This is a genomic window from Spirosoma soli, assembly GCF_042684525.1.
Classification (GTDB): domain Bacteria; phylum Bacteroidota; class Bacteroidia; order Cytophagales; family Spirosomataceae; genus Spirosoma; species Spirosoma soli.
Map to the genome: position 1 here is coordinate 79,490 of NZ_JBHULN010000013.1, position 26,345 is coordinate 105,834.

Annotated in this window: 21 protein-coding genes; 13 read left to right on the forward strand and 8 right to left on the reverse strand. The window is 50.1% G+C overall.

From position 1 onward, the window contains the following. The first annotated feature begins 291 nt into the window (after nucleotides 1-291). Both ACFSUS_RS19555 and ACFSUS_RS19560 read left to right on the forward strand, forming a co-directional pair. Nucleotides 292-462 carry a DUF1059 domain-containing protein gene (locus tag ACFSUS_RS19555; RefSeq protein WP_381525426.1) on the forward strand — a complete coding sequence of 57 codons (171 nt, stop codon included), beginning with the start codon at nucleotides 292-294 and terminating at the stop codon, nucleotides 460-462. 137 nt (nucleotides 463-599) lie between these two features. After that, on the forward strand, nucleotides 600-1,571 hold the full coding sequence (locus tag ACFSUS_RS19560) for an alpha/beta fold hydrolase (protein ID WP_381525427.1): 972 nt from the start codon (nucleotides 600-602) through the stop codon (nucleotides 1,569-1,571). A 174-nt stretch (nucleotides 1,572-1,745) separates the two neighbouring features. On the opposite strand, the gene ACFSUS_RS19565 is transcribed toward ACFSUS_RS19560, so the two are convergent. Next, nucleotides 1,746-3,722: a sensor histidine kinase gene (locus ACFSUS_RS19565; RefSeq protein ID WP_381525428.1), complete on the reverse strand. Its 1,977-nt coding sequence runs from the start codon at nucleotides 3,720-3,722 to the stop codon at nucleotides 1,746-1,748. Between the two features lie 357 nt (nucleotides 3,723-4,079). Here ACFSUS_RS19565 and ACFSUS_RS19570 point away from each other — a divergent pair, with 357 nt between their 5' ends. Beyond that, entirely contained in the window at nucleotides 4,080-7,367 is a 3,288-nt protein-coding gene (locus ACFSUS_RS19570; RefSeq protein ID WP_381525429.1) for a TonB-dependent receptor, read from the forward strand. Nucleotides 7,368-7,496: 129 nt separating this feature from the next. On the opposite strand, the gene ACFSUS_RS19575 is transcribed toward ACFSUS_RS19570, so the two are convergent. Further along, nucleotides 7,497-7,793, reverse strand: a complete 297-nt coding sequence (locus ACFSUS_RS19575) for an SCP2 sterol-binding domain-containing protein (RefSeq protein ID WP_381525430.1) — start codon at nucleotides 7,791-7,793, stop codon at nucleotides 7,497-7,499. 151 nt (nucleotides 7,794-7,944) lie between these two features. On the opposite strand from ACFSUS_RS19575, the gene ACFSUS_RS19580 reads away from it, so the two are divergent. Continuing rightward, complete coding sequence (locus ACFSUS_RS19580; RefSeq protein WP_381525431.1) at nucleotides 7,945-8,397, forward strand: hypothetical protein; 453 nt, start codon at nucleotides 7,945-7,947, stop codon at nucleotides 8,395-8,397. A gap of 127 nt (nucleotides 8,398-8,524) precedes the next feature. On the opposite strand, the gene ACFSUS_RS19585 is transcribed toward ACFSUS_RS19580, so the two are convergent. Further along, on the reverse strand, nucleotides 8,525-9,154 hold the full coding sequence (locus ACFSUS_RS19585) for an HAD family hydrolase (protein ID WP_381525432.1): 630 nt from the start codon (nucleotides 9,152-9,154) through the stop codon (nucleotides 8,525-8,527). 154 nt (nucleotides 9,155-9,308) lie between these two features. On the opposite strand from ACFSUS_RS19585, the gene ACFSUS_RS19590 reads away from it, so the two are divergent. The 3 genes from ACFSUS_RS19590 (at nucleotide 9,309) to ACFSUS_RS19600 (ending at nucleotide 13,262) form a co-directional block, all read left to right on the forward strand. Continuing rightward, a complete protein-coding gene (locus ACFSUS_RS19590; protein ID WP_381525433.1) occupies nucleotides 9,309-9,680 on the forward strand; it encodes a BlaI/MecI/CopY family transcriptional regulator in 372 nt (123 codons plus the stop codon). After that, on the forward strand, nucleotides 9,677-11,608 hold the full coding sequence (locus ACFSUS_RS19595) for a TonB family protein (RefSeq protein WP_381525434.1): 1,932 nt from the start codon (nucleotides 9,677-9,679) through the stop codon (nucleotides 11,606-11,608). Before ACFSUS_RS19590 ends, ACFSUS_RS19595 begins: the two co-directional genes overlap by 4 nt. A 94-nt stretch (nucleotides 11,609-11,702) precedes the next feature. Further along, nucleotides 11,703-13,262 (forward strand): M56 family metallopeptidase, encoded by a 1,560-nt coding sequence (locus tag ACFSUS_RS19600; RefSeq protein ID WP_381525435.1) that lies wholly within the window; start codon nucleotides 11,703-11,705, stop codon nucleotides 13,260-13,262. A 61-nt stretch (nucleotides 13,263-13,323) separates the two neighbouring features. Here ACFSUS_RS19600 and ACFSUS_RS19605 read toward each other — a convergent pair whose 3' ends face one another. From ACFSUS_RS19605 to ACFSUS_RS19615, 3 genes are all read right to left on the reverse strand, one after another. Then, nucleotides 13,324-16,611 (reverse strand): M4 family metallopeptidase, encoded by a 3,288-nt coding sequence (locus ACFSUS_RS19605; RefSeq protein ID WP_381525436.1) that lies wholly within the window; start codon nucleotides 16,609-16,611, stop codon nucleotides 13,324-13,326. Between the two features lie 45 nt (nucleotides 16,612-16,656). Then, the gene (locus tag ACFSUS_RS19610) at nucleotides 16,657-17,220 is read right to left on the reverse strand and encodes an FAD-binding oxidoreductase (RefSeq protein ID WP_381525437.1); all 564 of its coding nucleotides are present in this window, start codon (nucleotides 17,218-17,220) and stop codon (nucleotides 16,657-16,659) included. 145 nt (nucleotides 17,221-17,365) lie between these two features. Further along, nucleotides 17,366-17,875: a SixA phosphatase family protein gene (locus ACFSUS_RS19615; RefSeq protein WP_381525438.1), complete on the reverse strand. Its 510-nt coding sequence runs from the start codon at nucleotides 17,873-17,875 to the stop codon at nucleotides 17,366-17,368. A gap of 160 nt (nucleotides 17,876-18,035) precedes the next feature. On the opposite strand from ACFSUS_RS19615, the gene ACFSUS_RS19620 reads away from it, so the two are divergent. Continuing rightward, nucleotides 18,036-18,434 (forward strand): hypothetical protein, encoded by a 399-nt coding sequence (locus ACFSUS_RS19620; RefSeq protein WP_381525439.1) that lies wholly within the window; start codon nucleotides 18,036-18,038, stop codon nucleotides 18,432-18,434. A gap of 97 nt (nucleotides 18,435-18,531) precedes the next feature. Beyond that, nucleotides 18,532-19,020, forward strand: coding sequence for a hypothetical protein (locus tag ACFSUS_RS19625; RefSeq protein WP_381525440.1), 489 nt, complete (start codon nucleotides 18,532-18,534; stop codon nucleotides 19,018-19,020). Between the two features lie 274 nt (nucleotides 19,021-19,294). On the opposite strand, the gene ACFSUS_RS19630 is transcribed toward ACFSUS_RS19625, so the two are convergent. Beyond that, a complete protein-coding gene (locus ACFSUS_RS19630; RefSeq protein WP_381525441.1) occupies nucleotides 19,295-19,591 on the reverse strand; it encodes a hypothetical protein in 297 nt (98 codons plus the stop codon). 596 nt (nucleotides 19,592-20,187) lie between these two features. Beyond that, nucleotides 20,188-20,946 carry a 3-keto-disaccharide hydrolase gene (locus tag ACFSUS_RS19635; RefSeq protein ID WP_381525511.1) on the reverse strand — a complete coding sequence of 253 codons (759 nt, stop codon included), beginning with the start codon at nucleotides 20,944-20,946 and terminating at the stop codon, nucleotides 20,188-20,190. A 168-nt stretch (nucleotides 20,947-21,114) separates the two neighbouring features. On the opposite strand from ACFSUS_RS19635, the gene ACFSUS_RS19640 reads away from it, so the two are divergent. The 4 genes from ACFSUS_RS19640 (at nucleotide 21,115) to ACFSUS_RS19655 (ending at nucleotide 26,325) form a co-directional block, all read left to right on the forward strand. Then, complete coding sequence (locus ACFSUS_RS19640; RefSeq protein WP_381525442.1) at nucleotides 21,115-23,001, forward strand: family 16 glycoside hydrolase; 1,887 nt, start codon at nucleotides 21,115-21,117, stop codon at nucleotides 22,999-23,001. A gap of 4 nt (nucleotides 23,002-23,005) precedes the next feature. Further along, on the forward strand, nucleotides 23,006-25,039 hold the full coding sequence (locus ACFSUS_RS19645; protein ID WP_381525443.1) for a c-type cytochrome: 2,034 nt from the start codon (nucleotides 23,006-23,008) through the stop codon (nucleotides 25,037-25,039). A gap of 147 nt (nucleotides 25,040-25,186) precedes the next feature. After that, nucleotides 25,187-25,705 (forward strand): hypothetical protein, encoded by a 519-nt coding sequence (locus tag ACFSUS_RS19650; protein WP_381525444.1) that lies wholly within the window; start codon nucleotides 25,187-25,189, stop codon nucleotides 25,703-25,705. Between the two features lie 68 nt (nucleotides 25,706-25,773). Continuing rightward, on the forward strand, nucleotides 25,774-26,325 hold the full coding sequence (locus ACFSUS_RS19655; protein ID WP_381525445.1) for a hypothetical protein: 552 nt from the start codon (nucleotides 25,774-25,776) through the stop codon (nucleotides 26,323-26,325). Nucleotides 26,326-26,345 lie beyond the last annotated feature (20 nt).

Here is a 26,345-nt window from a genome sequence, read left to right on the forward strand (position 1 = left end):
AAGTAACCCTTTGGGATTAGTTGTACCAAAGGCCAGGGTACATGTAATGCCCCAGATAATCACCATAATAAATGTGGCTAATACCTTCTTAAACCTGAGCAGGCTCATTGTCTGTTAAATTAAATAATTACCAGCTATGACCAACCCATGAGCAGCCTATTAATGAATAAACTTCCTAAGGCATCACTACTGTTAACTCATTCATTTACAATTATAAATAAATAACTTTTATCTTGTTAGCCTCGTATGATCGTATACGAAGTCTAACAAGCTAAACCCCAATCTTTACCTATGAAAACTCTGCACTGCCGCGACGCTGGCTTCGACTGCGAAGGCGTCATTCAAGCGTCTACCGATGATGAAGTATTGACCCAGGCCGCTGAACATGCTCAAACTGTGCACGGAGTGACCGTGACACCAGAACTGGCCATACAACTGAAAGGGCTAATTCGGGAAGTTTAAACCTAAGGGCAGTTACCTATTTAGAGAGCGAACTGCCCTTATTTTACACGCCTTCTTTTCTAGACAAGGCGTATCAAACGCAATCAACAATTAGCTGTTGTTCCGGGTTGTCGTAACGAGGCTATCGTTATCTGCTCATGCGTTTGTATTTCCTAATTTGCTTTGTGCTACTAAGCTGGTGTGCGCTTCCTGCTCAGGTAACAGCCCAACCCGCCGACTCTATTCAGTATCCGCATCCGGTTCATTACCTCTCACTTACCGTTGAAGCCAAACCGGTTCGGATGGCCTATATGGATGTAAAACCAGCTAAGCCCAACGGACAAACGGCTCTGTTACTGCACGGCAAAAATTTCAATGGTTACTACTGGAAAGACGTAATTTCCTGGTTAAGCAATCGGGGGTACCGCGTTATCGTGCCCGACCAAATTGGCTGGGGTAAATCGTCGCACCCGAATCTGCACTATAGCTTTCATCAGCTGGCCACCAACACGATTCATCTGCTTGATACACTAGGTATCAAGCAGACGTTTGTCCTGGCGCACTCAATGGGTGGCATGTTAGCCACTCGACTGACGCTGATGTATCCCGAACGGGTTATTAAACTAGTCCTGGAAAACCCAATTGGCCTGGAAGATTATAAAACGTTCGTTCCTTATCAGACCATCGAGCAGCAGTACCAAAAAGAATTAAAGGCAACATATGCCTCATATAAACAATACCAGCATAGCTACTATCCTGTCTGGAAGCCGGAGTACGAAGCCCTGGTGAAGGTACAGGCCAGCGACTTACAAAAGCCGGACTTTAAAGACATTGCCTGGACGAACGCCGTTACGTATCAGATGATTTACGAGCAACCGGTTAGTTATGAATTTAGCCGCGTTACGGTTCCAACCCTACTAATCATCGGGCAGGCTGACCGGACTATAGTGGGTAAAGCATTACTGTCAAAAGAGCAACAGAGCCGATACGGCCAATACCCGGCATTAGGACGGCAAACAGCCCGAGAGATCAAATCTAGTAAACTGGTTGAATTGCCGGGTGTCGGTCATATACCGCACATTCAGGTACCAGACCAATACTTTAAAGCACTGGGAAGCTTCCTGCCTTAAGGAACGCGAAAACTGGGTAGTGTCATCAATAAAATGTTGATTATTCAAAGATTAGTTTAGGCGTCTACCCCAGCAGAAGGCATCCATTATTCGCGTTAAATTATGACCAATTGACAGGCGGTGGGTATTGGTTGCTCCAGTCAACTTCGTCTGAAGTTTTGATGTAATCCCCTATTACCTTACCTCAACCTCTACGGTTGTGCCCTCATCGGCGAAGACGCGGAATGTTCCGCCGAGTTCCTGCGCGCGGGTTTGCATGTTTTGTAGGCCGTAGTGCTGCTCCGACACGGCTCCATTTGCCCAGGTAAAGCCACACCCGTTATCGTGAATCTGTAAGTTGATACGCCCTTCCTGGTAAACATGCAGCCGGACCGTTGCCTGAGTGGCACTGGCATGTTTGATCACATTACTGAGCGCTTCCTGCACAATACGAAAGAGGTTTAGCACCTGCGTGGACGTAAGTTGCTGCGTTTGTGAACCTGTCACCAGCACATCGACATGCAACCCATCGATCTCCTGAAAGTAGCGGTTGATGTATTGCGTCAGACGCTCGCTGAACTCCTCTACCGTAAAGCTTTCCTGATGAATCGCCCAGATGGTTTCGCGTAAGAGCTTAACAGCATCGCGGGTGTGGGCGACGATGGAGCGGAGTTGCCCTGCCCATCGCTTACCATCGGTGATAGGCTGATTTTCGGCCTGATCGCTAATGTGCGTTAGGTTCGTGACGACAAAGGCCAGATGCGCCCCTACGTTATCATGAAGGTCGCGGGCGATGCGCGTTTTTTCAACAAGCAAACTGTTCTTGAGGGCAAGCGTCTGTACTTCAACCTGGTAGGCACGTTGCTGTTGAAGGGTACGTTCCTTCATCAATTGTTCGGTTTTGTCGCGGTCTACTTTGTAGCGGTAGGCCAGCCCAAAAGTCAGCACCAGTACCTCAAACAAAGCGGCCAGGGCATAATAGGTGAAATTAGCCACGGGTTCGTAGGTTGGTAGTAGGCCAAAGTTGGCAAAAACCTGCCCCAAGTTAAGCGTGTAAAATGGCGTTACGGCAATCAGGTACAACCAGGCTTCCTGAACATGATACCGCCGAACAATACTTATGATGATATAGGCCACAATAACAGGCATCGGAAACCAGTATAAAACCGAAAAAATACGCATCAATACCAGCTCGGTAGCGGGTGACAAAGGAGCAAACCGCTCGGCAGTGAGTGCCAGCAGGCAGAAAGCTCCGCACCAGAGCACTACGGTCCCGATAGTATGCCAGCGATGTGAGGGCGTGTGACGTACGGATAAAAACGTGCGGACAAATGTCAGTTGTGAATAGAACAGAATCAGTGGAAACAGAAAATACACATTCTGCCGGGGCAACCAAAATTGCTCATCGAAAGCAAACTGGTTCATGAAACCATCATTTATGAAGAAGAACCCAACCAGGCCCAGTAAGCAAAAAATGTATTTTGAGTAAATGTGGTCGAGGGTAGTGAGAAAGAAAAACAGGCTCATGATGCCCACAAACGCCAGCGTGAACAGAATGCCTCCCCAGAACAGATAGCCTTTCTGAACCGCCGACTCGTAGGCTGATTCATGGACCAGCTCAAGGGGCACGATCTGGGTACCCCGGTGCTTAAGCATCCGCAGATAAGCCGTGGCTCCCTGCTGCGGGGGCAACGTGAATGGAAACCAGTAATGCCGGTGATGCCTCAACCGTTGAGAAACGGGCGTTTTCCAGCCAATTACTGGCGATACAGATAGCACCCGGTTTTGGCTATCGACTACATAAAGCTGAAGCTCATCGAAACACCAGAAGTCAATTTCGGCCAACCATGTTTGGTATTGGTTAGTAACGTTTTGCAATCGAAAACGCAGCCAGACGGGCCTGGCCGCTTTTATGCCTCTGACGTAGCCAAAGTTAGGAACGGGCGTGGTAACCAGCCGGAAAGCGGCATCATTAGCTGGGCGGCTAATATCCCCTAAGGCTCTGAAGCGCGTAGAGTCAATGAAATAAGCTAATTTTCCCTCGAGCGAAACAGTCTGTTCATGGCCCTCTAACACAGCCGGCAATGGGTCATGCAACGACTGCGCTGGCAGGCGTAATGCCCCCAAACACCCAATCCAAACTAACAATACTACCTGCGAAAATGATCTCATCACTGATTACATCATAACTAAGGTAGATACTAATTCGCTCTGAAGCAACGCATTTGGTCAGACAATCGAGGAGCTGGTAAGGCCACAAAGCTCTGCCTTATGTTACCAGCAACGTACTGATCCGGGTCGTTCGGGGGTAACGCATGACCTGATTTCTTAGCCGGACGCAGGCCGTTTTCAAACAATTCTGTTGATCATGGGTCGTGCGTCTGCCCAGAATTTAGTGTTTCGCCTATGTGAAAATCGACCCCTTTAACTTAACACAATCATAATGTAACTACCAACGGTGTTTAACTCCGTTTTAACGCGGCTTTAACACTGCCGCCTGACATTTGCCGCGGTAATAAACGCCACTCTATGAAACTTTTACTTACTACTCTATTATCAATCATTGCCACTACGTGCCTCTGGGCGCAGGTAACGACTAGTTCAATTGACGGTCGCATTGTGGATGTAAAAGGTGATGGCTTAATTGGGGCAACCGTGCAGCTTACTCATGTGCCCACCGGTACAAAATACGGGGCCGTTACAGATGTAGACGGCCGGTATCGGATCTATAACATGAACCCCGGCGGCCCTTATCAACTTCAGGCGACGTATGTAGGGTTTGTTACCCAAACACGAGAGGACATCAACCTGAGTCTGGGCTCGAATACCAGCCCGAATATTGTTCTTCAGGACGAAAGTAAAAACCTCTCGGAAGTCGTGGTGAAGGCAACGCGTGGGGGCGATCGTACAGGTGCCGGTATCAACATCGGCGAAGCAGCAATTCGGCAATTGCCAACGCTGTCGCGGAGTTTTCAGGACGTTACCCGCCTGACTCCCCAGGCCAGCAACCAGAATTCGTTTGCCGGTACCAACTTCCGTTATAATAACGTCACGATCGATGGTACGATCAATAACGACGCCATCGGTTTCAGCCCGTCGACGGGTGGTATTACCGGTTCGTCAGGGCAGCCGGGGTCGAGTACCCGCACGAATCCCGTTTCACTGGACGCTATTCAGGACGTACAGGTGTACTTGGCTCCTTTTGATGTTAAAGTCGGAAACTTCCTTGGCGGCTCCATTAACGCGGTTACCCGTAGCGGTACCAACGACGTGACCGGATCGGTGTATGCTTATGGCCGGAACGCAACCGTCGTGGGTCAGTACAGCGGTGCTGACAACGCCAGGAACAAGCTGCCCAGCTCGTTTCACGATTACCAGACGGGCGTTCGGGTTGGTTTTCCAATTATTAAGAACAAGCTGTTTTTCTTCACTAACGAAGAGATTACCAACCGTCGCGATCCTGTACTCTTCCAGGCGGGTACGTCTTCTTCGCTGATCAAAGACGTAACGGTTGCCCAGAACATCGCTAATTTTGCCCAGCAGCAGTATGGTTTTGACGTTGGTTCGTATGCGGGTGACTACAGCATTTATTCGAAGAGTACTAAGTTCTTCAACCGCCTGGACTGGAATATTTCGGATAAGCACCAGCTAACGATCCGGAACAACACGGTTATCTCAGAGGCAACTAACCTCGAACGCGACGCCCTGAACTTCCGCTTCAGCAGTATCGACTACCGTCAGAATAATAACCAAAGCAGCACCGTTGCCGAGTTAAAAAGCCGCTTCGGTGGTAAGCTCAATGTCTCAAACAGTCTGATTGTCGGCTATTCGTCTATTCACGACTATCGCACGCCGTTGTCGAACAACCCGTCGTTCCCACAGGTAGAAATCGCTTACAACGGTGGTACAATCTTCCTGGGTAACGACCGCGAGGCTACCGTGTTCAACCTGCGTCAGAACACAACCGAGATTACCGACAACCTGTCGTTCTTCAAAGGTAAGCACTCGTTCACGCTTGGCACGCACAATGAGCTGTATGGCATTACCTACGGGTTTGTGAACTCGCTCAACGGCCGGGTTGCCTATAATGCTCTAAACTCGCTGGGCGCGAATACGAGTGGTGTCGATGCCTTTTTGGCTCAGTTACCCACGCGGGTGCGGGGTTCTTACGCCTTTAACGACGGTCAAAACAACCGCGACTACCAGTTCAACAATCCGTATGCTAAATTCAATGTCAACCTGCTGAGTCTGTACTTTCAGGATGACATTCAGTTGACCAACCGGTTCCGGATTTCGCCGGGCGTACGGATCGATTACACGGGCTTACCCAAGCACCCCGGTCTGAACCCGCAGGTGCCAGCAACCGTGCTCAACCAGAATTATGGCACGACCTATACGTCGCAGACGCCGATTAACCAGGTCAACAATACCTTCCTCAATATTGTGCAGCCTTCGTTCCGGTTAGGCTTTAATTACGACGTCAAGGGGGACCGTAGCCTCATTATTCGTGGTGGATCGGGTACGTTCGTCGGCCGGATTCCGTTTGCGTGGCTTGGCTATGCTTATTACAATGACGGTGTAGGCTACGGTTTCTACGACTACAACAACATACAGTCGACAGCAGCGGCCAGCCGTCCGAAGGGTGATCCGCTGAATCCGACGACTGGGGGTGCGGCTGGTTTCAATGCAGCCAACTCGGGCGCGACACGTACTACGCAGGTTGACCTGATTGCCAACAACTTCAAGCAACCAACCCGCTGGCGTAATAACCTGGCCGTTGATTACACGGTTGGTACCTACAAATTCACCGTCGAAGGTTTGTACACGAAAGTTGTGCAGGACGTCAAATTCCAGCAGGTGAATACTAGGGATACAGTTCGTTACTACAGCTTCGACACCAATCAGCAGTTCCCGATTTATGTGGCTAGAAACGGTTCGGCGGGTGCGCAGCGCATCAACTCAACCTTTGCCAATGCCTACGAGCTACAGAACACGAACAAAGGCTACCAGTATAGCCTCACGTTCCAGGTGCAGCACAACGTGCAAAGCGGTTTTGGCTTTTCAGCCGCTTACACCTATGGTAAAGCGTACGACATCTCGAACGGGATTCGGAACTCGATGGAATCGAACTGGCAGCTGAACCCAGCGCTCAACCCCAATGACCCGGCGCTGGCTTACTCAAACTTCGACACTCGTCACCGGATTGTGGGTAACCTGAACTACCGCCTGAACTGGAATCCAAAGAATTCGACCACGGCGACCATGTTCTATTCGTTCCAGTCGGGTAGCCCATTCACCTACGGATTCGTGAACGCTAACATTCAGGGAACAGCGCAGTCGGTAGGCCTGGCTTACATTCCGCGTGACCTCGCCGAAGCGCAACGGCTCATTCCGGATGCTACCCAGGCGCAGAATTTCTGGAACTACGTTAACACTAATGAGTATCTGAGCAGCCGCAAAGGGAACTTCACCGAGCGCAACGCAGCCCGCACGCCCTGGAACAATAATGTTGACCTTCGTATCATTCACGAAATCCGCTTTGTTGGCCGTCATTCGCTGCAGATCAGCTACGACATATTCAACTTCCTGAACCTGGTTGACAACAAGCTTGGCTACTTCTATTTCTCGCCGAATACGTTTAACTCAACGGCGTCGATTGGCTTGTCGAGATTGAGCAATGGTAATCCGGCATACAATCCAGCTAATATTCCGGGCAGCGATCCAACGTTCTCATTCTCGCAACCGGCCGCGGCCTATTCCATCGACCAGTTGGCTTCCCGCTGGCAGATGCAGCTGGGCTTACGCTACTCGTTCTAAGCGCGTAAGCAACAATTGCGAACCGCTCTTCACAAGCATTCATATTGGTAATTCACTAAAAACGCCCCGAATTTCAGGGCGTTTTTGTTTATAAGCTTAGCGGCAACTACTGGCGCTTTGGGTGCTATCTCAGGCCATCACCTGGCCCATCTTCATGGCAATGCCCATATCGCCTTTTACTTTCAGCTTGCCCGACATAAAGGCCATCATCGGGTTCAGATCGCCGGTCCCCATTCGCACCAGGTCGTTAACACTCACGTGCAAATCGCAGTCAGCGGGTTTATCATCGTTGGATACGACTACGGGCGATTGAGTAGCATCAATAAATACAACGCCTTGATCAGTGACAATCTTGGCCGTGGCATTCAGACTGTCAGCGTGAGTTGCTTTCGTTCTGATCTGCTCGGTTAATTCTTGCAGGGTCATAGTGTTTGGGTTTCGTTGATTAGTTAGGAAACTCTGCCGCGAAAATAAGGTTTTAAGTAGCGCGGACCACGCCTTATGGCAACGATCGGACGTATCGTTGGAATTCCGTTATGTTTAAAAGTTGAAAAGCGGGAATCTCCTCGCCTTACCTATGCGATCTCAATTCTTAACCTTACTCTGCATTCTTACCTTTCTTAGTTGCGCCTGGGGGCTATCTGACGCGGTTGTGTCTTTTATTCAAACGGATGCCGTCTCGAACACGCCTTACATCAAACGTACGTATACGGCCGAGCAACGTAAGAGCCTGCCAAAGCAATATTTTGAGGACCGCGCATCGGGCGACGAGCCTATGCCTGGCGATCCCGACGAAATTAGAAGGCTATCGGTAGCTCAGTTTCTGTATTCACTCCTGACCCTCATTGGGGCCGTGCTGATGTTCCGACTGCGCCGAGTTGGCTTCTGGATTTACTTGGTGGGCGTTGCTGTCGGCATCATACTGCCGATTATTCTGGCGGGTTTTGGCGCCCTCAATACATCATTTGGTGTATTCTTCAGCCTGCTGTTCGCCGGGTTATATTGGGTCAACTTAAAAGAGATGCATTGAAGGAGTGGTCATTGGCGTCAGAAATGGTCAAGAAGTAGTCAGGTAGAGTCAAGCGTCTTACAATTTATGACTACTTTCTGACCACACCTGACAACATTTTACTACACCTGACTATTTCTTGACCAAATCACTCATTGTTCAGCGATAACCCTAAATCCGCCATCCTTTTCTTGGTCGACTCATACCCCGTATGATGCAGGCAATGCATACCTAACGTTTGCGCGACCTGCACAAACATCAGCCGGTCATCGACATAAACAACGTGCTCGGGTTCAACCTGGGCTATGTCTAACGCCATTCGAAACAGGTCAACGTCCGGCTTTCGTAGATGCACGTAGCACGACGATACAAACGCGTCGAATACGGTATCGAGGCCGAACTGCCGAATGCGATACCGATTAATTTCGCTTCCCTCGTTATTCACCGCCACTAATCTCAACCCATATATTTGCTTGAGTTGACGCATCAACTCGATCATATCGGGATACGGTTGTGATTGTTCCATGATGAACTGACTAAATTCTGCGGGTGTAAACGGGCGTTTCTCGTAGAAAACGATTCGCTTCAGGTAATCATCTAAGCTGAGCTTGCCAGATTCGTACGTATCAAACGTCAAATGATGCCGTTCATCGAGTTGGGCGTAATCCAGGTTGAACAATTCAGCGGCTCGTCGGCGGGCGTGCCGATCCCAGCCGTTTGTTAGCAGGACTCCGCCAATATCTAGAAATAGAGCTTTAATCGGTTGCGTAGGCGTCATGTAGTAATAAGTGTAGTGGTTCCGATACATACGAACTACACCGGTGAATTAGAGTTCGAAAAAATATTTTCTGATAAATAACTAATGAATTAGTTGTAAAACTAAATGATTAGTCATAACTTTCATTGACCATTAGTTGTACTCTTTACCATTTATGCAATTGCGTGAACTCACTAAGGCCGAAGAAGAGATAATGCGGGTACTATGGCAGCTCCAGAAAGGCTTTGTCAAGGACGTATTGGCTGAGCTACCCGAGCCTAAGCCAGCATACAACACCGTTTCGACTATCATCCGGATTCTAGAAAAGAAAGAGCTGGTTGGCTACACGGCGTACGGAAAAACGCATGAATACTATCCGCTCATTACCGAAGAGCAGTACCGCCGTTTTCAGACCGAGCAGCTCATGACCAACTACTTCGACGGCTCGCTTAAAAAACTGGTGTCATTTTTCGTGCAGGACAAAAACATCAGCCTGTCTGAGGCCGACGAGATCATCAACCTTCTCAACAAAAAGAAAGACCAATGAACCCTCTGGACTACTTTCTGAAAGCAAACCTGTACGGCCTGCTGTTCGTGGGTTGTTATTGGTTCCTGTTACGTCGACACACGTTTTTTAGCTTAAATCGAGCGTATTTATTGGCCTCGGTCGTATTCTCGCTCACTTTACCAGTAGCGACGCTACCGACTAAAGCGGTTCAAACGCTGCCAAAGGTAGATATTGCCGTTCCGGTGTTTATTCCGGCCCCAACCGACGTAGTTGTATTACCAACGGCTACTATTACTACCACACCCACTGAAACGAAAACTTCGCAGCCACCAGATTGGGAACGAATCGGTTTATGGGTTTATGGGTTAATTTCGGTAGCATTGTTAGGGAAGCTACTCGTTCGGACGGGTAGTCTCTTGCGGCTCATTCGCCAGTCCGTACGTCGGGAGAGCCAGGAAGGCATATGGGTGTACCCGAACACGCCAAACGTCCCCACGTTTTCATTTTTTCACTTCCTGGTTCTTAACCCAAACGATGCCAGCAACGACCTCATTATCCGGCACGAGTTAGTTCACATTCGTCAACGCCACAGTATTGATGTGATGGTATTGGCCCTGCTGCGGGCTTTATTCTGGCCTTGCCTGGTGCTGTGGCTAATCGAACGGGCGTTACGGCAGGTTCACGAATTTCTGGCCGACCGGGAAACTGATCAGCCCACTGACTACGCCCGGTTTCTAATTGAGTACACGTTTGGTCTTCAGCCCGATACGCTGGCCAACGGCTTTTTCAGTCCATCCTTACTAAAACAACGCATCGCTATGCTCCACCAAAGCGCAACCACGCGTTGGGCATTAGGCAAATACGTGTTGGTTTTGCCGCTTGTGCTCGGTCTGCTGGCAATGACAACGGCGCGTGACGACATCAAAGCTGCCGTTACGCAAACCACTGAAGAAACGATTACAGTATCAGGTCGGGTGACAAGCGCTGCCGATGGCAAACCGCTGCCGGGTGCCACTATTGTTATTAAGAATAGCCGTACTAGAACGACTACCGACATAAACGGAGGATATACTCTCCATAACGTTTCTAAGAATGCTTCGTTGGTATTCAGTTTTGTCGGATTTACGACACTGGACGTGGAGGTGAACAGCCGCAAAGCCGTCAACGTCAGTATGACCCGAACGGGTAATCGGCTGAGTGAAATCGTTGTCGTCGGTTATGCCGACGATAATAAGCCCACCTCTTCAACAGTCCCCTCAACTACATCTACGGATGTGCACAAGACGAGGGGTGAAGTTTTTACGGTAGTGGAGCAGCAGCCGGAGTATCCAGGTGGTATGCAGGCATTGGGGCAATATATGCAAAGAAACCTGCGCTATCCGGGCAAAGCGCGGCAAAATAAAATCGAGGGCAGTGTGCTGATTCGCTTTACGGTTACAGCCGATGGAGCCATCGACGACGTATTTGTTGAGAAAGGCATCGGTGGCGGTTGCAATGAAGAAGCGACCCGACTCATTAGCCAAATGCCTCGGTGGAGACCCGGTCGTCAGAACGGTCGAGCGATAGATGTGCAGTACGTTCTACCGGTTGAGTTTATAATCGAACCCAAACAAGACAAGCGAACCGGACAGATTGATATAGATAATGGCCTAAAACGCGAAGATCGATCCTCCCCACCCGATACGCTAATAAAGCCAAATGTAAACATACACGTACGGGGTAATGGGCCACTCGGCCAATTAGGGGAAGAACCACTTTACATTATCGATGGTGTACAATGGGCAGACAAAAATTCTGCCTCAGGATCGCTCAGTAGTCTTAATCCAAATGACATTGAAAGTATTACAGTCCTGAAAGATGCATCGGCTATGACCTATGGCGAAAAGGGCAGAAATGGGGTGATCCTGATTACAACCAGAAAAGCTAAAGCTGCCGAAGCCGACTCTTCAAGAGGAAATAAACCCTAGACTTCTCCAAAGTACTACGTTACAGACGCCTTTCCTGAGCGGGAAGGTTTAAACCGCCCGCTCAGGAAAAGGAACAACCTAAACTCATTACGTCATGAATACCCTTCCTTATCTCTTCATCGCCAGCCTGTACCTGTTGCTGTTCTACGGGTGTTACTGGCTGTTCCTCCGCCGGAACACATTTTTCGGTTTGAATCGAACGTATCTGTTGGGGTCGATTATCCTGTCCGTTACCTTACCTGCTCTGAAATTACCAACGCGGTGGGCGGACACGGCTCCCACGACCATCAACACCATCAACTTACCCGCCTTTGTGGTTGGTACCAATACAACGTCGTCGCACGAGCTAACAACGGCTCAGTGGGGTTGGCTGCTCTACAGCATTGGGGTTGTGGTCATGCTGGCTCGTTTAGGGCTGAATCTGCGGGCGGTCTATCGCCTGATTCGTCAGGGCGAGCACGAGCCTCAGCCGGGCTACACACTCGTGCAGTTACCTGACGATTCCAGCCCCTCGTTCTCGTTTGGAAGCTACCTGGTTCTGAACAAAGTAGATTCATTGACAAAGCCCGCAGCATTAATCCGCCACGAAGAAGCGCACATTCGTCAGCGTCATACCCTCGACGTTTTGTTTGTGGAAGTAGCCCGAGTTGCCTTCTGGTTCAATCCGGTGCTGTGGCTGTATAAACGGTCGTTGCAGGAGGTTCACGAATTCCTCGCTGATCAGGCCGTCTGCCAGACAGCGCAGCCTGACTATGCTCAGCAACTCGTCGCTTACGCACTCAACGTATCCCCCACAACCCTAACCACCCCTTTTGTTTCTGTTTCAACCCTAAAACAACGTATCATTATGCTCCAGAAACCCGCATCGAACCGCAGGGCATTGCTTGCCTACACCCTTGTTTTACCATTGGCCGCCCTGTTGACCATGTGCACGCAACCTGATCAACCCGTCACTAGCATCGAACGCCCAGCCGCCTTTAATCAACCTGCTCGTCAGGCTGGTATCGACGGCGAAATATTTACTGTAGTTGAACACCAACCTGAGTTTCCAGGTGGCATAAAGAAACTAGGCAATTATCTTCAAGAGAATCTGCGCTACCCAGCGGCTGCTCAAAAAGCGAACGTTCAGGGCCGGGTGTTTCTTAGTTTCATCGTAACAAAAGAAGGGGACATAGCTGACGTTAAGCTCCTGAAGGGAATTGGCTTCGGTGCCGATGAAGAAGCGATTCGGGTGTTGAAGGCAATGCCCCGTTGGCAACCCGGCCGACAGAATGGTAAAGCCGTGAATGTGCGCTATAATGTACCCATTAATTTCACATTGGAGGAAGAAATTAGTGAGCCGGTCGACGTCAGCCAGTTAACTCATCCCAAGCATTTCATTGTTGATGGCAACGAGATAAGCGAAAGCAAGTTCATTGAACGCTCCAAATCAGAAGAGAATTGGAATGTAATTAAGGCAGACCCGGCTAGCCAAACCATCTATATCTCAACAAAGGCAAACAGTTCAAATGCCCTTAGCGAGGTAAAACGTTTTATCATCAACGGTAAAGAAGCAACCCAAAAAGAAGCAGAGGCCCTGGCACCTTCCAAAATAGCTAAGGTTGAGGTATTTAAAGAAGCAGGCGAAAGCCGAGTGGCCGTCACAACAAAGTAATCTCCTATAATTTATTCCCGGCTCGGTGGGCATTAGTTGTCGTTCACCGAGCCGGGAATTTTTACTCCTTCACTAATTTCCGATTGGTAACACCGTTAGGCGTTTGAATTTGCAGGAAATACATACCCTTCGGCAACTGACGTATATCCAGCGTCGTGCTGCGCTGACGAGCGCCAATTGCAGGTTGCAGCACCGTAGCACCGGTCAGCGTTTTTATCGACAACTGCTCAATAAATTCACGTTCGGGTAGCTCAACCGTCAACGACGTGTTAGCCGGGTTTGGGTACACTGCCAGGGCATCGGCCCAGGTTGGTTCGGTGCTGGTTACGACCAACACCTGAAACGTCCGGTCGACGGGCGTCGCTGCGGCAAACTGATTGTTACCATCCTGATACGCCCGCACCGTTACCGTGCCCGGTCCCGTAAACTTCAGCGTTGAGCCCGTCAACGTAGCCGGACCACTACGCACCTGGAAACTAACCGGCAAATTAGCTGATGAACTAGCCCTCAGCGTCATATCGCCCTGATTAGCGTAACGATCGGCAATGGTGTTAAACGTAATGGTCTGGGCGGTTTTAGCGGGTGCATTTCGCGTGGCCTGCGTGTACCATACCGGCCATTTCGCTCCCGTATAGAACACTGTGGCCTCCCCCGTAGACGATAACTTATCAGCCCCCAGGACAATACCTGAAACGTTTTCACTACCATCGGCTTCGCGGCTAAAGACCAGCTTATCATCGAGCCGGGAATAACTCGGAAAGCCCAGGGTATTGTTCTCATATACAACTTTAGCCTTACCCACACTTAAATCAGCCGCTACAATGCTGTACGTTTGATCAATATCATTCACATAATCGAAGGCAATGATGTCGGGCGAGTTTTTGGAGAACGAAGGATTTCCAATGCTTTCACCATCTTCCAAATCAGCAAACAGTCGCTCAATGTTGCCATCGGCAAAGTCATCTGCTTTTTTGTTCCACACGTTAATGAAGCTTACGTCCCAGTAACCACTGTTATCGTCAATGGCGTTGTAGGCGTCATAAACAATGTTTTCGCCCGAGAAATCCCACTCGAAGGAATCGGCATACAAAACATTGCTGGTTTCAACGCCTTCCGTGTAGGTTGGATTGTGCAGCTTAAAATGCGCCCACTTTTTCTTAGTAAAACTATAGACGTAAATGGAGCCATCACGGTCGGCCGTGAGAGCGGCCAGTTTGGAGCCATCCTTCGAGATAGCGACGTTGTCCCAGACGGTTTCGTTCGACACAACAAACTCAGATGGTGTGCCCGTCAGATTGACCGAACGGATCCGCTTGTCGGACGATACGTAATATGCCGTTTGCCCGTCGTCGGTAACGCTTGGCCGGTGCAAAAGGCTTGTGGTTGTTTTCTGATCAAACTTCGCCGGAGTTACGCTCATATCGGTCGAAAAGAGCTTCGACTCTTCGGTATCGGTTAACAGAATCAGGTCTTTCCCCGAAGCCACCGGCAGATCAGGCTGCTTACCCGGATTCGACTGCGTGTCTTCGGTAATGCCCACGGCATCGAAAGCATTTTTTGCGGCCGTCACCTCGGAACCCGTTGCACCGAAGAGATCCCCCGCCGATTTGATAATCGCTAAACGTAGATCTAGAAACTGAGAGGTACGTACTAAATACGTTGTCAGAGCGCGGTAATACACTTTTTCGGCTTTGTCTTTGCCGATTGCCGTCGCGAATTTGTAAAAGGCAAAATTGGCGATACCGCTGTTGATATGAACGCCCCCGTTGTCGCGGGTCGTGTTGTCGTACTGCGCCATGGTGGCGGGCTGATAGCCATTCGGATCTTTGGCTTTTCCGCCCTGGTTTGGGTTCGACAGATCGCGCAGCGCACCAGACGGTAATACCGCCGGAGTTGCTATAGTTTCGCCAATTGTCCAGTCGTCGCGGTCAATCATGGCCCCAAATACGTCGGCGAAGGATTCATTTATGGCTCCCGACTGGCCTTTGTATTGCAAACCAGCCGTGCTTTGAATAACCCCGTGGGTCATTTCGTGGCCAGCCGCATCGAGTGCTCCGGCCAGCGGTTTCAGGAGTTTACCATTACCGTAACCCATGATCTCACCGTTCCAGAAAGCGTTATCCAGCCCTTTGCCGTCCTCATCGGTTATGTTAATGACCGAAATGATCGTTCCTCCAGCTCCATCCAACCCATTCCGGTTGAACGTATTCTTGTAGTACTCATAGGCAACAGTGGCGTTGTAATGCGCCGATACGGCCGTAGCATTCCAGTCATTATTTGTATTCGATGCAATCTGTTGCGGTTTTATAACCGTGTTCCCCCTGGCATTTTTGGCATCCAGCGTCATGATGGCTCCAACGGGTTTATCAGGCATAGTCGACTTAGCCGCGTTGAACATAGGCCGCGACGCATCGATCATGTAATACTTATTGTTGCTATGCTGATACGTCTGAAAGGAACGCATTTCACCGTTGAGGTCACGGCCCGACGCTTTCATCGGACCGGCAAACGTGCAGGTATGGTTGTATTTGTCAAGAATATCACCCGTTTGCGCATCAATAACGTATTCCCAACGTTCGACCATGTTAGGTCGAACCGTAACCTGGTAAGCGAGCTTTGCATCCTGGTCGACAGTCGGCAAAATGCACAACTCTCCTACCGACTGTTTCAATTTTAAGATATTATCGCCAAAAGAGCGCACCACCGTCGATGTTTGGCCAACGTCCTTAAGCGCCAGCGCAGCCGCCTGATCGAGGGTGAGTGTAGGCGTTGTCGATAAAGCTTCGGGCACGGGCTTGTATCGGCCGTTCAGCAGCGTCACGTCGCCATCCGTCAGGTGAGCCACTAATTCAGAACCCAATACTGGTATCCCCCGGTGGGTTTGCATCAGCCGAATGTGCGTCTGGCCAAGCTCATCGGTTTGGGTGCGTGAAACGGCGAAGCTAGTTTCCGGATTATTAAGTTTGAGTAAGCCGCGCACCTGCCCCATGAACTGATACGCAGCAGTCGCAGCGCCAGCCGCCGACAGTCGCGCCCCTCGCTTGGCTAGTGCCCCCGCAGTTGCCCGCTTGGTCAGCTTCCGTTCAATGTAAATGGGCAGGCTCGTCGACGAATCGCGCACGACCCGCAATCGTAACGGCTCCATCGTCAGCTTCGGCTGGCCGGTTGAGATCAGTCCCTGCTGGCCGGACCGCCCTTTAGGCCTATCAATAATGGTTGCGCCTAATCGTTCCGCCAGACCGGTTGTGGGTGCTGTGGTTTTGAGCTTACGACTAAAACCGACGCCGGGCTGTTGCGCCAGCGCGGCTGACGTTAGCAGTACGGATAAAACGAGGAGAGATGTTTTCATAAGGGTAGATAGTCTTCGTGGTGAGTCAGCGCGTTTGTGTGCTGATTAGTTGAGCCGCACAGCCGCCGGAATCATTTTCATAAAGGAGTTATAAAACGCGGGATAATTGACGGGCACAGTCACTCCAGAAGCTTCCGCTTGAGAAGCGCTCCAGGTTACTTTGTAGCTTTGCTTACCTTTGCGCCATTCAACAAACTTATAGAGGTTACCAGGTTTATCGAACCGGGTTGTTTTGATCTTACAGGCCTGTTCAAGGGCCGTGAAGACACGTTTTGTATTGACAGACGTTTGCTCCCCGATAAACGTAAACGTAGTATCGCGACCACGTCGACCAAACAGTTGTCCGTTATCCAACAGATAATACGTAGTGTAGGCCCCCGTGAAGCCACCACCGCTTCCGACCAGAATCTGGCGTCCCTTGTAAGTCGCCGGCGTACTACCGCTAGCCGACTTACGAACCGTTATTGGTCTGGATTCAGCAGCTGGGTTTGCCGTTTGCGCTTGTCCGATGGACGTCAAACCGAGCGCTACCATTGTAATAAGGAAGGATAGGAATAGCCGTTGCATATGTGTATACGAAATGACGACGCTGGCAAATGTAGGGTCCATTGCTAACGTCGTCAATACTCTATTTGTATGATTTGATCAAACAGCCTACTCAAGCGGCTGATAGTTGGTTTCAACCGTAAGCCATAGCATTGTGGCTATCAGTTGAATAAAAACGGCGCCAATGAGGCACACAAAAGTTTTGACCTTACGGCGGTGTTAGCTGCCCGTAAGTCGTTTGCGATAGACGTACCGATTTTACTAATAGCCCCCGTTTGATGCGAACTTCCAGCAGATTATCATAATCGCCCGCTTCAATTTTTGGCAGTGTTGGCCGGGCACCCAGCCCTTTGGCAATCTCTAGAATGGTGTTGCTGTGCCCAACAATCAGCACCGTTTTGTTCTGAATTCGCCCGATTCGCTCTGTGATTGCCTTAGTGGGTTGCGACGGATAATCGGCGGTCCGGAGAGCAAGCCGTTTAGCCAACGGTTCGGCCGTTTGACGGGTGCGTCGGAAAGGGGTTGTGAAGATGGAATCAGTGCCCCGGTTCGCCAACGCATCGGCCAGGGCAATGGCTCGTTGCCGACCCGCCGTACTGAGGTCCGTGGAATCGGTCTCATCTACTTTTTCGGCATGGCGAACAATGTAGACGGTGGTTGTCGAACAGCCCGTTGCCAACAAGGCTAGTAGAAAGCTATAGAAGTAAAGTGAGCGCATACCAGAGAAGAATAACTGGCGCAATGATACAAAAAAGGCTTCATCACCGCGTTACGGTAATAGGTCAATGACCGGACTGGCTAGTTGAGCCTGCAGCCAGTACGAAATCGTCGTATATTAGCACAGACCATCACCCTATTTATTATTTAAATCAACCCGCATGAAAACCCTTAGTCTACTCGTAGCTTTTCTGATCGGATTCTCTAACCTCACCGTCGCCCAGACTAAATCAGTAGAAAATGAAAAATTTGTTTTCCTGAATAATGGCGTGACCATCGGCATGATTGTTAAATCTGTGTTGAAGGCAGACAAACAACGGCTTAAACTGACCGACCAGCAACTACCCAAAGCCAAAGAAATTATTACGAACGCTACGGTAAAGTATAATGAGGGCGTCAAGAAGCTAAAAGCGTCGGGCATGAATCAGAAAAAGTTACGTGTGCTGGCCATAGCCGTGGAAACCGATAAAGTACACGATTACAAAGCCATTCTGACCAAAGAGCAGTACGACATTTTAGTCGCTAACCACAAGAAGATGTACCCCGAAAGCAAGGTATAAAATCTAGGCTGGCCCAGGTAGCGAACCCCGACCAGCCTATACCCCTACCCATGCATTCACCTCACCAATTCGAGAAACTTTCTTTCAATAAAACCCTATGCAGCTTGTTCGTAGAAGCCTTCTTCTGGTACTTGTAACGTTTTCTTTGGGCGTCGGCAACATCGTAGCCCAATCAACGCCTGACGTTCGAAATGTGCGTTGGGGTTTTACGCCAAAACAGGTTAGAGAATCCGAAACCGGGAAACCGACTTCTGTCAAAAAGGAAAAATTAATCTACAGCCGAATTCCTCTGGTCGACCGCATGGTTGGCCTAGAATACGACTTCAACGGCGACTCGCTGCTGTCGGCCTCCTATTTCTATTACACGACCGTCTCCATTACCAAAGCGGATGTCCTTGCAGCCTCGGCCGACGTTGAAGCGATGTTAAAGAAGCAATACGGCCCCGGCAAATCAGCATTGGTGGGCGACGTTCGAAATACCGTCTGGTTAACGCCACGAACGCAGATCAGTCTGTCGGTGGGTAACGTCGACAAAGGCTGGTCGATGGAGGTTGTCTACCTTTGTCGCGTCTGTTCGGGTCAGTGAAGCGATTGATACCTCATGAAGCATGCCTGCCGGGGCTATCAGACACAGCTATTTTGTTGACTGAAAATGCCGAACGACAATGCCACAAGCAAACGCTTTGGCTTCGACCAGTTGAAAATTCGTTCGGCCTGAGAAGATTGGGAGCCTCTTTCCTAAAGCTACCAGGTTGACGAACAGATAATAGGCGTCGAAAAGCTTAACAGGTTGTTTTAGTTATTCATGTAACAGAGCTGCCAGTAATCAACTTCTTTTGGCCTAACCCTTATATAATGCCTTACTCATACCAATCATGATAGTAGCCTCCCAGTTCAAGCAGAGTATATAAGGTTGCTCGCAGAAGAGCCGTTTCTGTTCCCTCATTAAGCAGTAAAAGGCTACTTTCTCCCTCTTGGTACAAACTAAAAACATCGTTTGAATCAAGTGGATTGGTTAATAGCCATTTGCTGGCTAAGTAATTAGCCTCAATGCCAGTACGTTGACGCACCCGTTCAATGATGTCAGGGATGGAAGGTATAGCCCCATCAAAATAAACTTCTCGACTGTATACCATCTTGTCTATTTGTTTATCCATCAGGCTCCTAACTTCGAGCCTGGAGGCTGACTAATCAAGTTAAAGAAGCTGAATAGTCGTTTGTGAAGGGGGAATGCCCTGATATCCCTGCTAAAGGCTACCTACATTGGGTTAGAATGCCTTGTCGTTTATACTCAAACAGATTACCTAAAAGGTTGTGTTCCAAATTTCTCCTCCTTCCTCTTACTTTTAATACGGTCTAGGCCGTCGTTAGGGTTACAAGCAGAGCATTAAGTGGTAAATTACCTACCTCTATACACAGCAATCGGCGTGATTAACCTTTGGGAAGGTTAATCACGCCGATTGCTGTTCCTAAGACTACCGCACTACTACAAGCCAACCAGTCAACTGGCGACTTGCGATTTCCACTGCACTAGATACGTACCCGATGGCAAATGACCCAATTCGAGGTATACGCGTTGAGACCAGGCTGTGCCTGTATCGGCTGACTAAACACTGGCGTACCGGACAGGTTCAACACCGACAACGTACTAACTTCGGCCGCTGTAATACCGGCAGGGTGGTCCAGGTCAGGCAGCGCTCTATTTGTACTTCAGTACGTATAACAATAAATATCAGTAATTGCCTAAACTAGCTTATAACTCCCGAACCCAGATATTCCGGAAACCAACCGGGTTACCGTGGTCCTGAAGCAGAATGGGACCAGCTCCGTGGGCCTGCACTTTAGGGTAGCCGATATACTCGGTTGTGCCCCGGATGGCGACGTGATTTTGAACTAATACTCCGTTGAGCAATACCGTCACATACGCGTATTCGGTCATTAAGCCCGCTTTGTTGAAACGTGGGGCCTGATAGATTACGTCGTAGGTCTGCCACTCGCCGGGCTTCCGGCTTGGATTCGCCAGTGGAATCGCCTGCTTATAGATCGAGCCCACCATTCCGTTTACGTAGGTTGGGTTGTTGTAATTATCGAGCACCTGCAACTCATAACGACCTTGCAAAAAGACACCACTGTTGCCCCGCGCCTGACTGCTGCCTTCTACCTTCTCCGGCGTTTTGAACTCAAGGTGCAGCTGAAAGTCGTTAAACTCCTTCTTCGAGCGAGCCGAGAAACCTTTCGTTGAATACATAACGCCCTCCTGAACAGGCCACTTCAGCGGTCCTTCGTTTTTATTTTCCCAATCCGAAGGCGAATAGCCTTTAATGGCCACCCATTCGTCGGTGTTCTTACCGTCGAACAGCACGACGGCATCCGAAGGAGGAGTTATACCGGTCGCATTGGCGCCGGTAGTCCCTGGCGTGACGACGGGAGGCACAGGCTGCCAGATTTCGGTGGACTGAGGGGTTTGTTTGGCGGGTTCGGTTTGAGCAATGGCTACCTGCACCAGGGCCATACCAAGGAGGCTAAGGGAAAATGTACGCGGGAACAGTACGTTTTTCATACTAAAATTTGCGGGTTAATTAATTCGTCAGTAAAACGCTCAAAGATAGAGCAAATGATGAACTACCTCCGTTTGGGAAGAAAAAATGGTAAATTTCGAGCCTTAAAATTACTTGCCTACATGATAAAACAAACAATTACATCCCGACTTGGGTGGCTGATAAGTTTAGGGTATACCCTAAGTACTAGCCTGGCCCTCGCCCAACCAGCCCCAACACCGGGCACTCCACTACCGCTCAATGACCTGAGTGCTTTTGCTTCACCGCCCTCGAACTGGCGCATTGTGAATGCTGTCCGAGCCGACCTCAACAAGGCCAACACCCTTACGACGGATAAAGGCACGGGTGTCCTGGTAAATACTCCTCCCAGCAGCCCACCCAATGAACAAAGTGGACGGAAGTATAACCTCTTGACCAACCTGCAACACGGCGACCTGGATCTGGAGCTCGATTATATGATGGCCGCTAAATCGAACTCGGGGGTATATCTGCAAGGCCGTTACGAAGTTCAGCTGGCCGATAGCTGGGATGTTCGCGCTCCTCGTTCCGCCGACAACGGTTCCATCTATGAACGTTGGGACCCCAAGCGCCCCGAAGGCCAGAACGGCTACGATGCTCACCCTGCCCGCCAGAATGCCAGCCGCGCGCCGGGTTTATGGCAACATCTGAAAGTTTCGTTTCAGGCTCCTCGGTTCAATGCACAGGGGCAGAAGACCGAAAATGCCCGCATGATCCGCGTTGAGCTGAACGGCGTTGTCATCCACGAAGACATTGAACTGACCGGCCCGACCCGCTCGGCTGCGTTCGACGATGAGAAAGCACTTGGACCACTCATGCTTCAGGGCGATCACGGTGCCGTTGCGTTCCGAAACATCCGCTATGTTATCTACGATAAGCCCCGCCCCGAACTGGTGAATTTGAAGTACGCTGTGTATAAAGGGAAGTACGAAAAAGAGCCCGACTACACCAAAACGGCTCCTGAATCCGAAGGTCCTACTACTGTTTTATCAGCCGACGTTAGCCGCACCCCCAATGAGTTTTTGATTCGATACACCGGCACGTTACGCGTAGTCGAACCCGGCGAATACCGCTTTAGCCTCGGCGTTCCCGGTGGTGGCGGCATGCTTAAAATTAACAACCAATCCGTAGTCACACCCGGTGGCTGGAATGGTACGGGCAAAGTAACCCTGCCCAAAGGCGATGTTCCTTTTGAGCTATTTTACTCTAAGTTTGTTGACTGGACTAAGCCTGCCCTGGGCCTGGCCGTAGCTGGACCGGGCATTCGCGAATACGCTATTACCAACGCCGTTGGTGATAACGGCGAAGAAGTTGATCCAATTATTGTCGATGCGCCAACGAACACCATCCTGCGCAGCTTCATGGATTTACCAGGTGATAAAGGCACCGAAGGGAAAGGAGTCCGGGTCGTTCATGCCGTATCGGTAGGAAGTCCTCAGCAAATTCACTACACCTACGACCTCGACAAAGGCGCGCTGGTTCAGGTTTGGCGGGGCTCGTTCCTGGATGCCACTCCCATGTGGCACGACCGGGGCGACGGCTCTTCGCGTCCGATGGGCATGGTTCAGCGCATGGGAGCCCCGATGCTCTTTCTGGCTAAGCTTCCGTCAGCGCAGGCGAACTGGATAGCCGACACCACGGGATCGGGTTACCGGCCTAAAGGTTACGTACTGGACGAAAGTGACCGCCCTACTTTCCGCTATCAAAGTTACGGCGCTAGTGTAGATGATAAGATTCGGGTGCTGGACGAAGGAAAAGGCGTTCAGCGCGAAGTGGTCGTCACCAACCCGGCGGGTGATTTATACGCTCGGTTAGCCAGTGGCACAAGCATCAGTGCTATGGATAACGGCATGTATCTGGTAGATGGTCAGGAGTATATCCGGTTAGACGATACCGCCGGAGCCAAAGCCACCATCCGCGACGCCAACGGCCGACAAGAGTTAATTGTGCCGGTCAAAAGCGGTAAACTGATGTACTCAATCCTATTCTAAACTCATGAAAAACATTCATAAACTACTGACCGGTGGATTACTGGCTGCCGCCGTTTCCATAAACGCACTGGCGCAGGAATCGCCCAAGGAGGAAGACTTCTTTAAAATTTTAAAGGTAACCGCACCAGAAGGCACCCTGCTTGAAGTGGGCGGATTGACCGTATTGCCCAATGGGGATTTGGGGGTAGCCACACGCCGGGGCGACGTTTGGATCGTTGAAAACCCAACCAGCCGCAAGCCGTTCTTCCGTAAGTTCGCTACGGGCCTGCACGAGATTCTTGGCCTGACTTACAAAGATGGTGCCTTCTACTGCGCCCAGCGCGGTGAACTCACCAAAATGATCGATTCAGATAAGAATGGAAAGGCCGACGTTTTTGAAACGGTGTATGCCTGGCCCCTATCCGGCCACTACCATGAGTACAGCTTTGGTCCTAAAATTGCGCCAGACGGCTCGTTTTTCGTAACGGGTAACGTAGCCTTCGGTGATGAAGAGTGGTGGCGGGGTGAAAGCCGTGTCCCCTGGCGGGGTTGGACGATGAAGATCAGCGAGAACGGTACTATGCAACCCTGGGCTACGGGTATGCGCTCGCCCTGCGGACTGGGCATCTTCGATGGGGAACTGTTCTACGCCGACAACCAGGGCGACTGGATGGGTTCGGGCGGAGTCGTTCATGTGAAGAAAGGAGCTTTCGTTGGACACCCAGCCGGTCTTCGCTGGACGGGGATGGCGAACTCGCCGGTTAAGCTCACAGCCGAACAATTCAATGCCAAGATTGATGAACGTCGGCGCCGGGATGAAAACGGTCGGGCCATTAAACCCGAAAATATCGCGAACGAGAGCCCTACGCTCTTATACACGATGAAAGATCAGTTTCCCAACGCTGACTTTCAAACACCCGCTGTTTGGTTACCACATGGTATTCTAGGCATTTCGAACTCCGAAATTCTGGAAATCCCACAAGGGGCCTTTGGTCCGTTTGCCGGACAATTACTCGTGGGCGATCAGGGCATGAGTAAAATCTCACGGGTGTTTATGGAAAAAGTAAATGGCGAGTACCAGGGGGGAGCTATTGAGTTTCGGAACGGCTTCCGGTCGGGCGTGCTCCGCATGGCCTGGGCTAAAGATGGTTCGCTGTTTGTTGGTGAAACTAACCGCGGTTGGGGATCGGCCGGGGAGGCTAATGAAGGTCTGCAACGGTTAGTCTGGAACGGCGCTGTACCCTTTGAAATGCGTACCGTTAAAGCCATGCCCGATGGCTTCGAGGTAGAATTCACTAAGCCTGTTGATCGCAAATCAGCGGAGGATCTGGCGTCGTACCGTGTTGAAAGTTTCCTGTACAAATATCATTCCGTGTACGGTAGTCCAACCATCAACAAGGAAGCGCTTCCGATCAAAGGGGTTAAAGTATCAGAAGATGGTCTGAAGGCTCGTCTGATTGTCGATAACCTACGGAAGTACTACATTCACCAGCTTACCCTCGACGGTGTTCGGGGTGTTGAGGGTTCGTATTCACTCGTTCATCCCATTGCGTATTATACGCTGAACAACATTCCAGACGGCCAGAAACTAGCGGTAAGCGAAGCAAGCACCAAAAATTCGGCAACGGCTCCAGCAACCGCACCCACTGTGGCACCAACCACTACCAAAAAAGCGGCTCCCGCAAAGAAACCCGTAACGGGCGAATCCACGCCGGGTGGTAAACCAAAGCTGGTAGAAGGACAGGCCGTAACAATGGCAAAAGCGCCAACTTATGACGAGGTAAAGGGCTTATTGTCTCGGCATACCTGTCTGGCCTGCCATCAGGCAAACAAACGCCAGGTTGGACCGGCTTATTCTGATGTGGCCAAGCGCAAGTACACCAACGACCAGATTGTGGAGTTAATCTATAACCCAAAACCACAAAACTGGCCAGATTACGCTACCGAAATGCCACCCATGCCGCAGGTTCCTAAGGCCGACGCGCTTAAGATTGCTGCCTGGATCAACTCGCTGGCTCCGGCCAGCGGCAGCGAATCATCCGGAGCGCCAAAGCCGTAATAGAGCATATTCTCAGTTTTTACGAAGGCCCAGCACAACGTTGGGCCTTCGTGATTAATTCGTGTAGCTAACTACTGACGGTCAGAACAACTATTTACAGGAAGCTTTTAGTAAGTTGCATTCGCTAGCCATACATCGCTTGATCTGATGCGCACACCATTGTTTACACCCAAACGAATTGCTTTTATTCTCGTTGTAGCCTTGCTGCTACTGGCCATCGGCTTATGGATGAACAAACCGAACAGCCCGTCAGTGGCTCCCCTTTCGTCGGTGCCTAAGCCGACCGTCGCACCCGATACGTCCATTGTTGAAGTTGTACAGGACACGAACAAATTAGCGGCTCTGGCTAAGAAGCCAGTAATGGAAAAGCGGCCAACTTCCACCAAACAAGTGCCAAAGCAACCGGCATCAGCCAGCCAAAGACCTAAACCAGCCGAGGCACTGACTCAAGCGCCCTACGACCAGCTCGTAATGCGTAATGGCGACTTAATTGACGCCAAAGTTCTCGAAATAGGCATAAACGAGATTCGGTATAAAAAATGCCACTGGAAAGATAGCCCTGATTATGTCGTCCCGAAAGCCGACGTATTAAGCATCCGACACGCCGATGGAGAGATCGAGCGGTTCACTACGTATAACACAGCTTCTGTCTACTCAACGACTTAGTATTCCAGTGAGCTTTTTTACTATGATAAATAGAGTGTAAAATAGCGCCCTCCCTACCTCAAGATTTATTGATTTATTTTTCCAACCATCCGGCAGCCGCTCATCTCTTTGGTGAAAAATGTTTCATCTACCATCTACGTTCCATGAGAAAATTACTCGCTACTGCCCTATTTGTTACTGCTGTTACTGCCCTGAGTGCCTGTGAAGACACTAACACAAAAAAATTACTCAAAACTATCGATGGTCGCTGGCAGATTAAAACTGCTACTTACTCAGGCGGAACAACCGCCGATTCAATTGCATCATTTAAGACCGCTGCTTTTGTCTTCGACCGCTGTTCGTCATCAGCCAACGGCGGCAGCCCTACCAATTGCACGTTAAGCTTTATCGACGATAACGACCGGCCATTTGCCTTTTCTTATCAGGCGCCTAACAAAGGAGAATCCCTGTACTTTACGCCAGCTCAAAGGACAAATGACTCAACTTATCAACGTGTTATTGACCAGATAGCAGGGAGTTACCAAGTAGTTACGTTATCTGAAAACTTATTAGTAATTCGCCGATCATTACAGGCCCCGGGGTCATTGTACAAGACTGTTGAGTACTCAGCCTCCAGGTGAGTTAACCAACAGGTAGCGTT

Bases quoted from the DNA above. Each gene is read 5' to 3' on its own strand.
- ACFSUS_RS19610 (WP_381525437.1), bottom strand. From the start codon at position 17,220: ATGGACCCTACATTTGCCAGCGTCGTCATTTCGTATACACATATGCAA.
- ACFSUS_RS19570 (WP_381525429.1), top strand. From the start codon at position 4,080: ATGAAACTTTTACTTACTACTCTATTATCAATCATTGCCACTACGTGC.
- ACFSUS_RS19620 (WP_381525439.1), top strand. From the start codon at position 18,036: ATGAAAACCCTTAGTCTACTCGTAGCTTTTCTGATCGGATTCTCTAAC.
- ACFSUS_RS19615 (WP_381525438.1), bottom strand. From the start codon at position 17,875: ATGCGCTCACTTTACTTCTATAGCTTTCTACTAGCCTTGTTGGCAACG.
- ACFSUS_RS19630 (WP_381525441.1), bottom strand. From the start codon at position 19,591: ATGGATAAACAAATAGACAAGATGGTATACAGTCGAGAAGTTTATTTT.
- ACFSUS_RS19580 (WP_381525431.1), top strand. From the start codon at position 7,945: ATGCGATCTCAATTCTTAACCTTACTCTGCATTCTTACCTTTCTTAGT.
- ACFSUS_RS19600 (WP_381525435.1), top strand. From the start codon at position 11,703: ATGAATACCCTTCCTTATCTCTTCATCGCCAGCCTGTACCTGTTGCTG.
- ACFSUS_RS19565 (WP_381525428.1), bottom strand. From the start codon at position 3,722: ATGAGATCATTTTCGCAGGTAGTATTGTTAGTTTGGATTGGGTGTTTG.
- ACFSUS_RS19590 (WP_381525433.1), top strand. From the start codon at position 9,309: ATGCAATTGCGTGAACTCACTAAGGCCGAAGAAGAGATAATGCGGGTA.
- ACFSUS_RS19560 (WP_381525427.1), top strand. From the start codon at position 600: ATGCGTTTGTATTTCCTAATTTGCTTTGTGCTACTAAGCTGGTGTGCG.
- ACFSUS_RS19635 (WP_381525511.1), bottom strand. From the start codon at position 20,946: ATGGCCCTGGTGCAGGTAGCCATTGCTCAAACCGAACCCGCCAAACAA.
- ACFSUS_RS19575 (WP_381525430.1), bottom strand. From the start codon at position 7,793: ATGACCCTGCAAGAATTAACCGAGCAGATCAGAACGAAAGCAACTCAC.
- ACFSUS_RS19640 (WP_381525442.1), top strand. From the start codon at position 21,115: ATGATAAAACAAACAATTACATCCCGACTTGGGTGGCTGATAAGTTTA.
- ACFSUS_RS19605 (WP_381525436.1), bottom strand. From the start codon at position 16,611: ATGAAAACATCTCTCCTCGTTTTATCCGTACTGCTAACGTCAGCCGCG.
- ACFSUS_RS19650 (WP_381525444.1), top strand. From the start codon at position 25,187: ATGCGCACACCATTGTTTACACCCAAACGAATTGCTTTTATTCTCGTT.
- ACFSUS_RS19645 (WP_381525443.1), top strand. From the start codon at position 23,006: ATGAAAAACATTCATAAACTACTGACCGGTGGATTACTGGCTGCCGCC.
- ACFSUS_RS19595 (WP_381525434.1), top strand. From the start codon at position 9,677: ATGAACCCTCTGGACTACTTTCTGAAAGCAAACCTGTACGGCCTGCTG.
- ACFSUS_RS19625 (WP_381525440.1), top strand. From the start codon at position 18,532: ATGCAGCTTGTTCGTAGAAGCCTTCTTCTGGTACTTGTAACGTTTTCT.
- ACFSUS_RS19555 (WP_381525426.1), top strand. From the start codon at position 292: ATGAAAACTCTGCACTGCCGCGACGCTGGCTTCGACTGCGAAGGCGTC.
- ACFSUS_RS19585 (WP_381525432.1), bottom strand. From the start codon at position 9,154: ATGACGCCTACGCAACCGATTAAAGCTCTATTTCTAGATATTGGCGGA.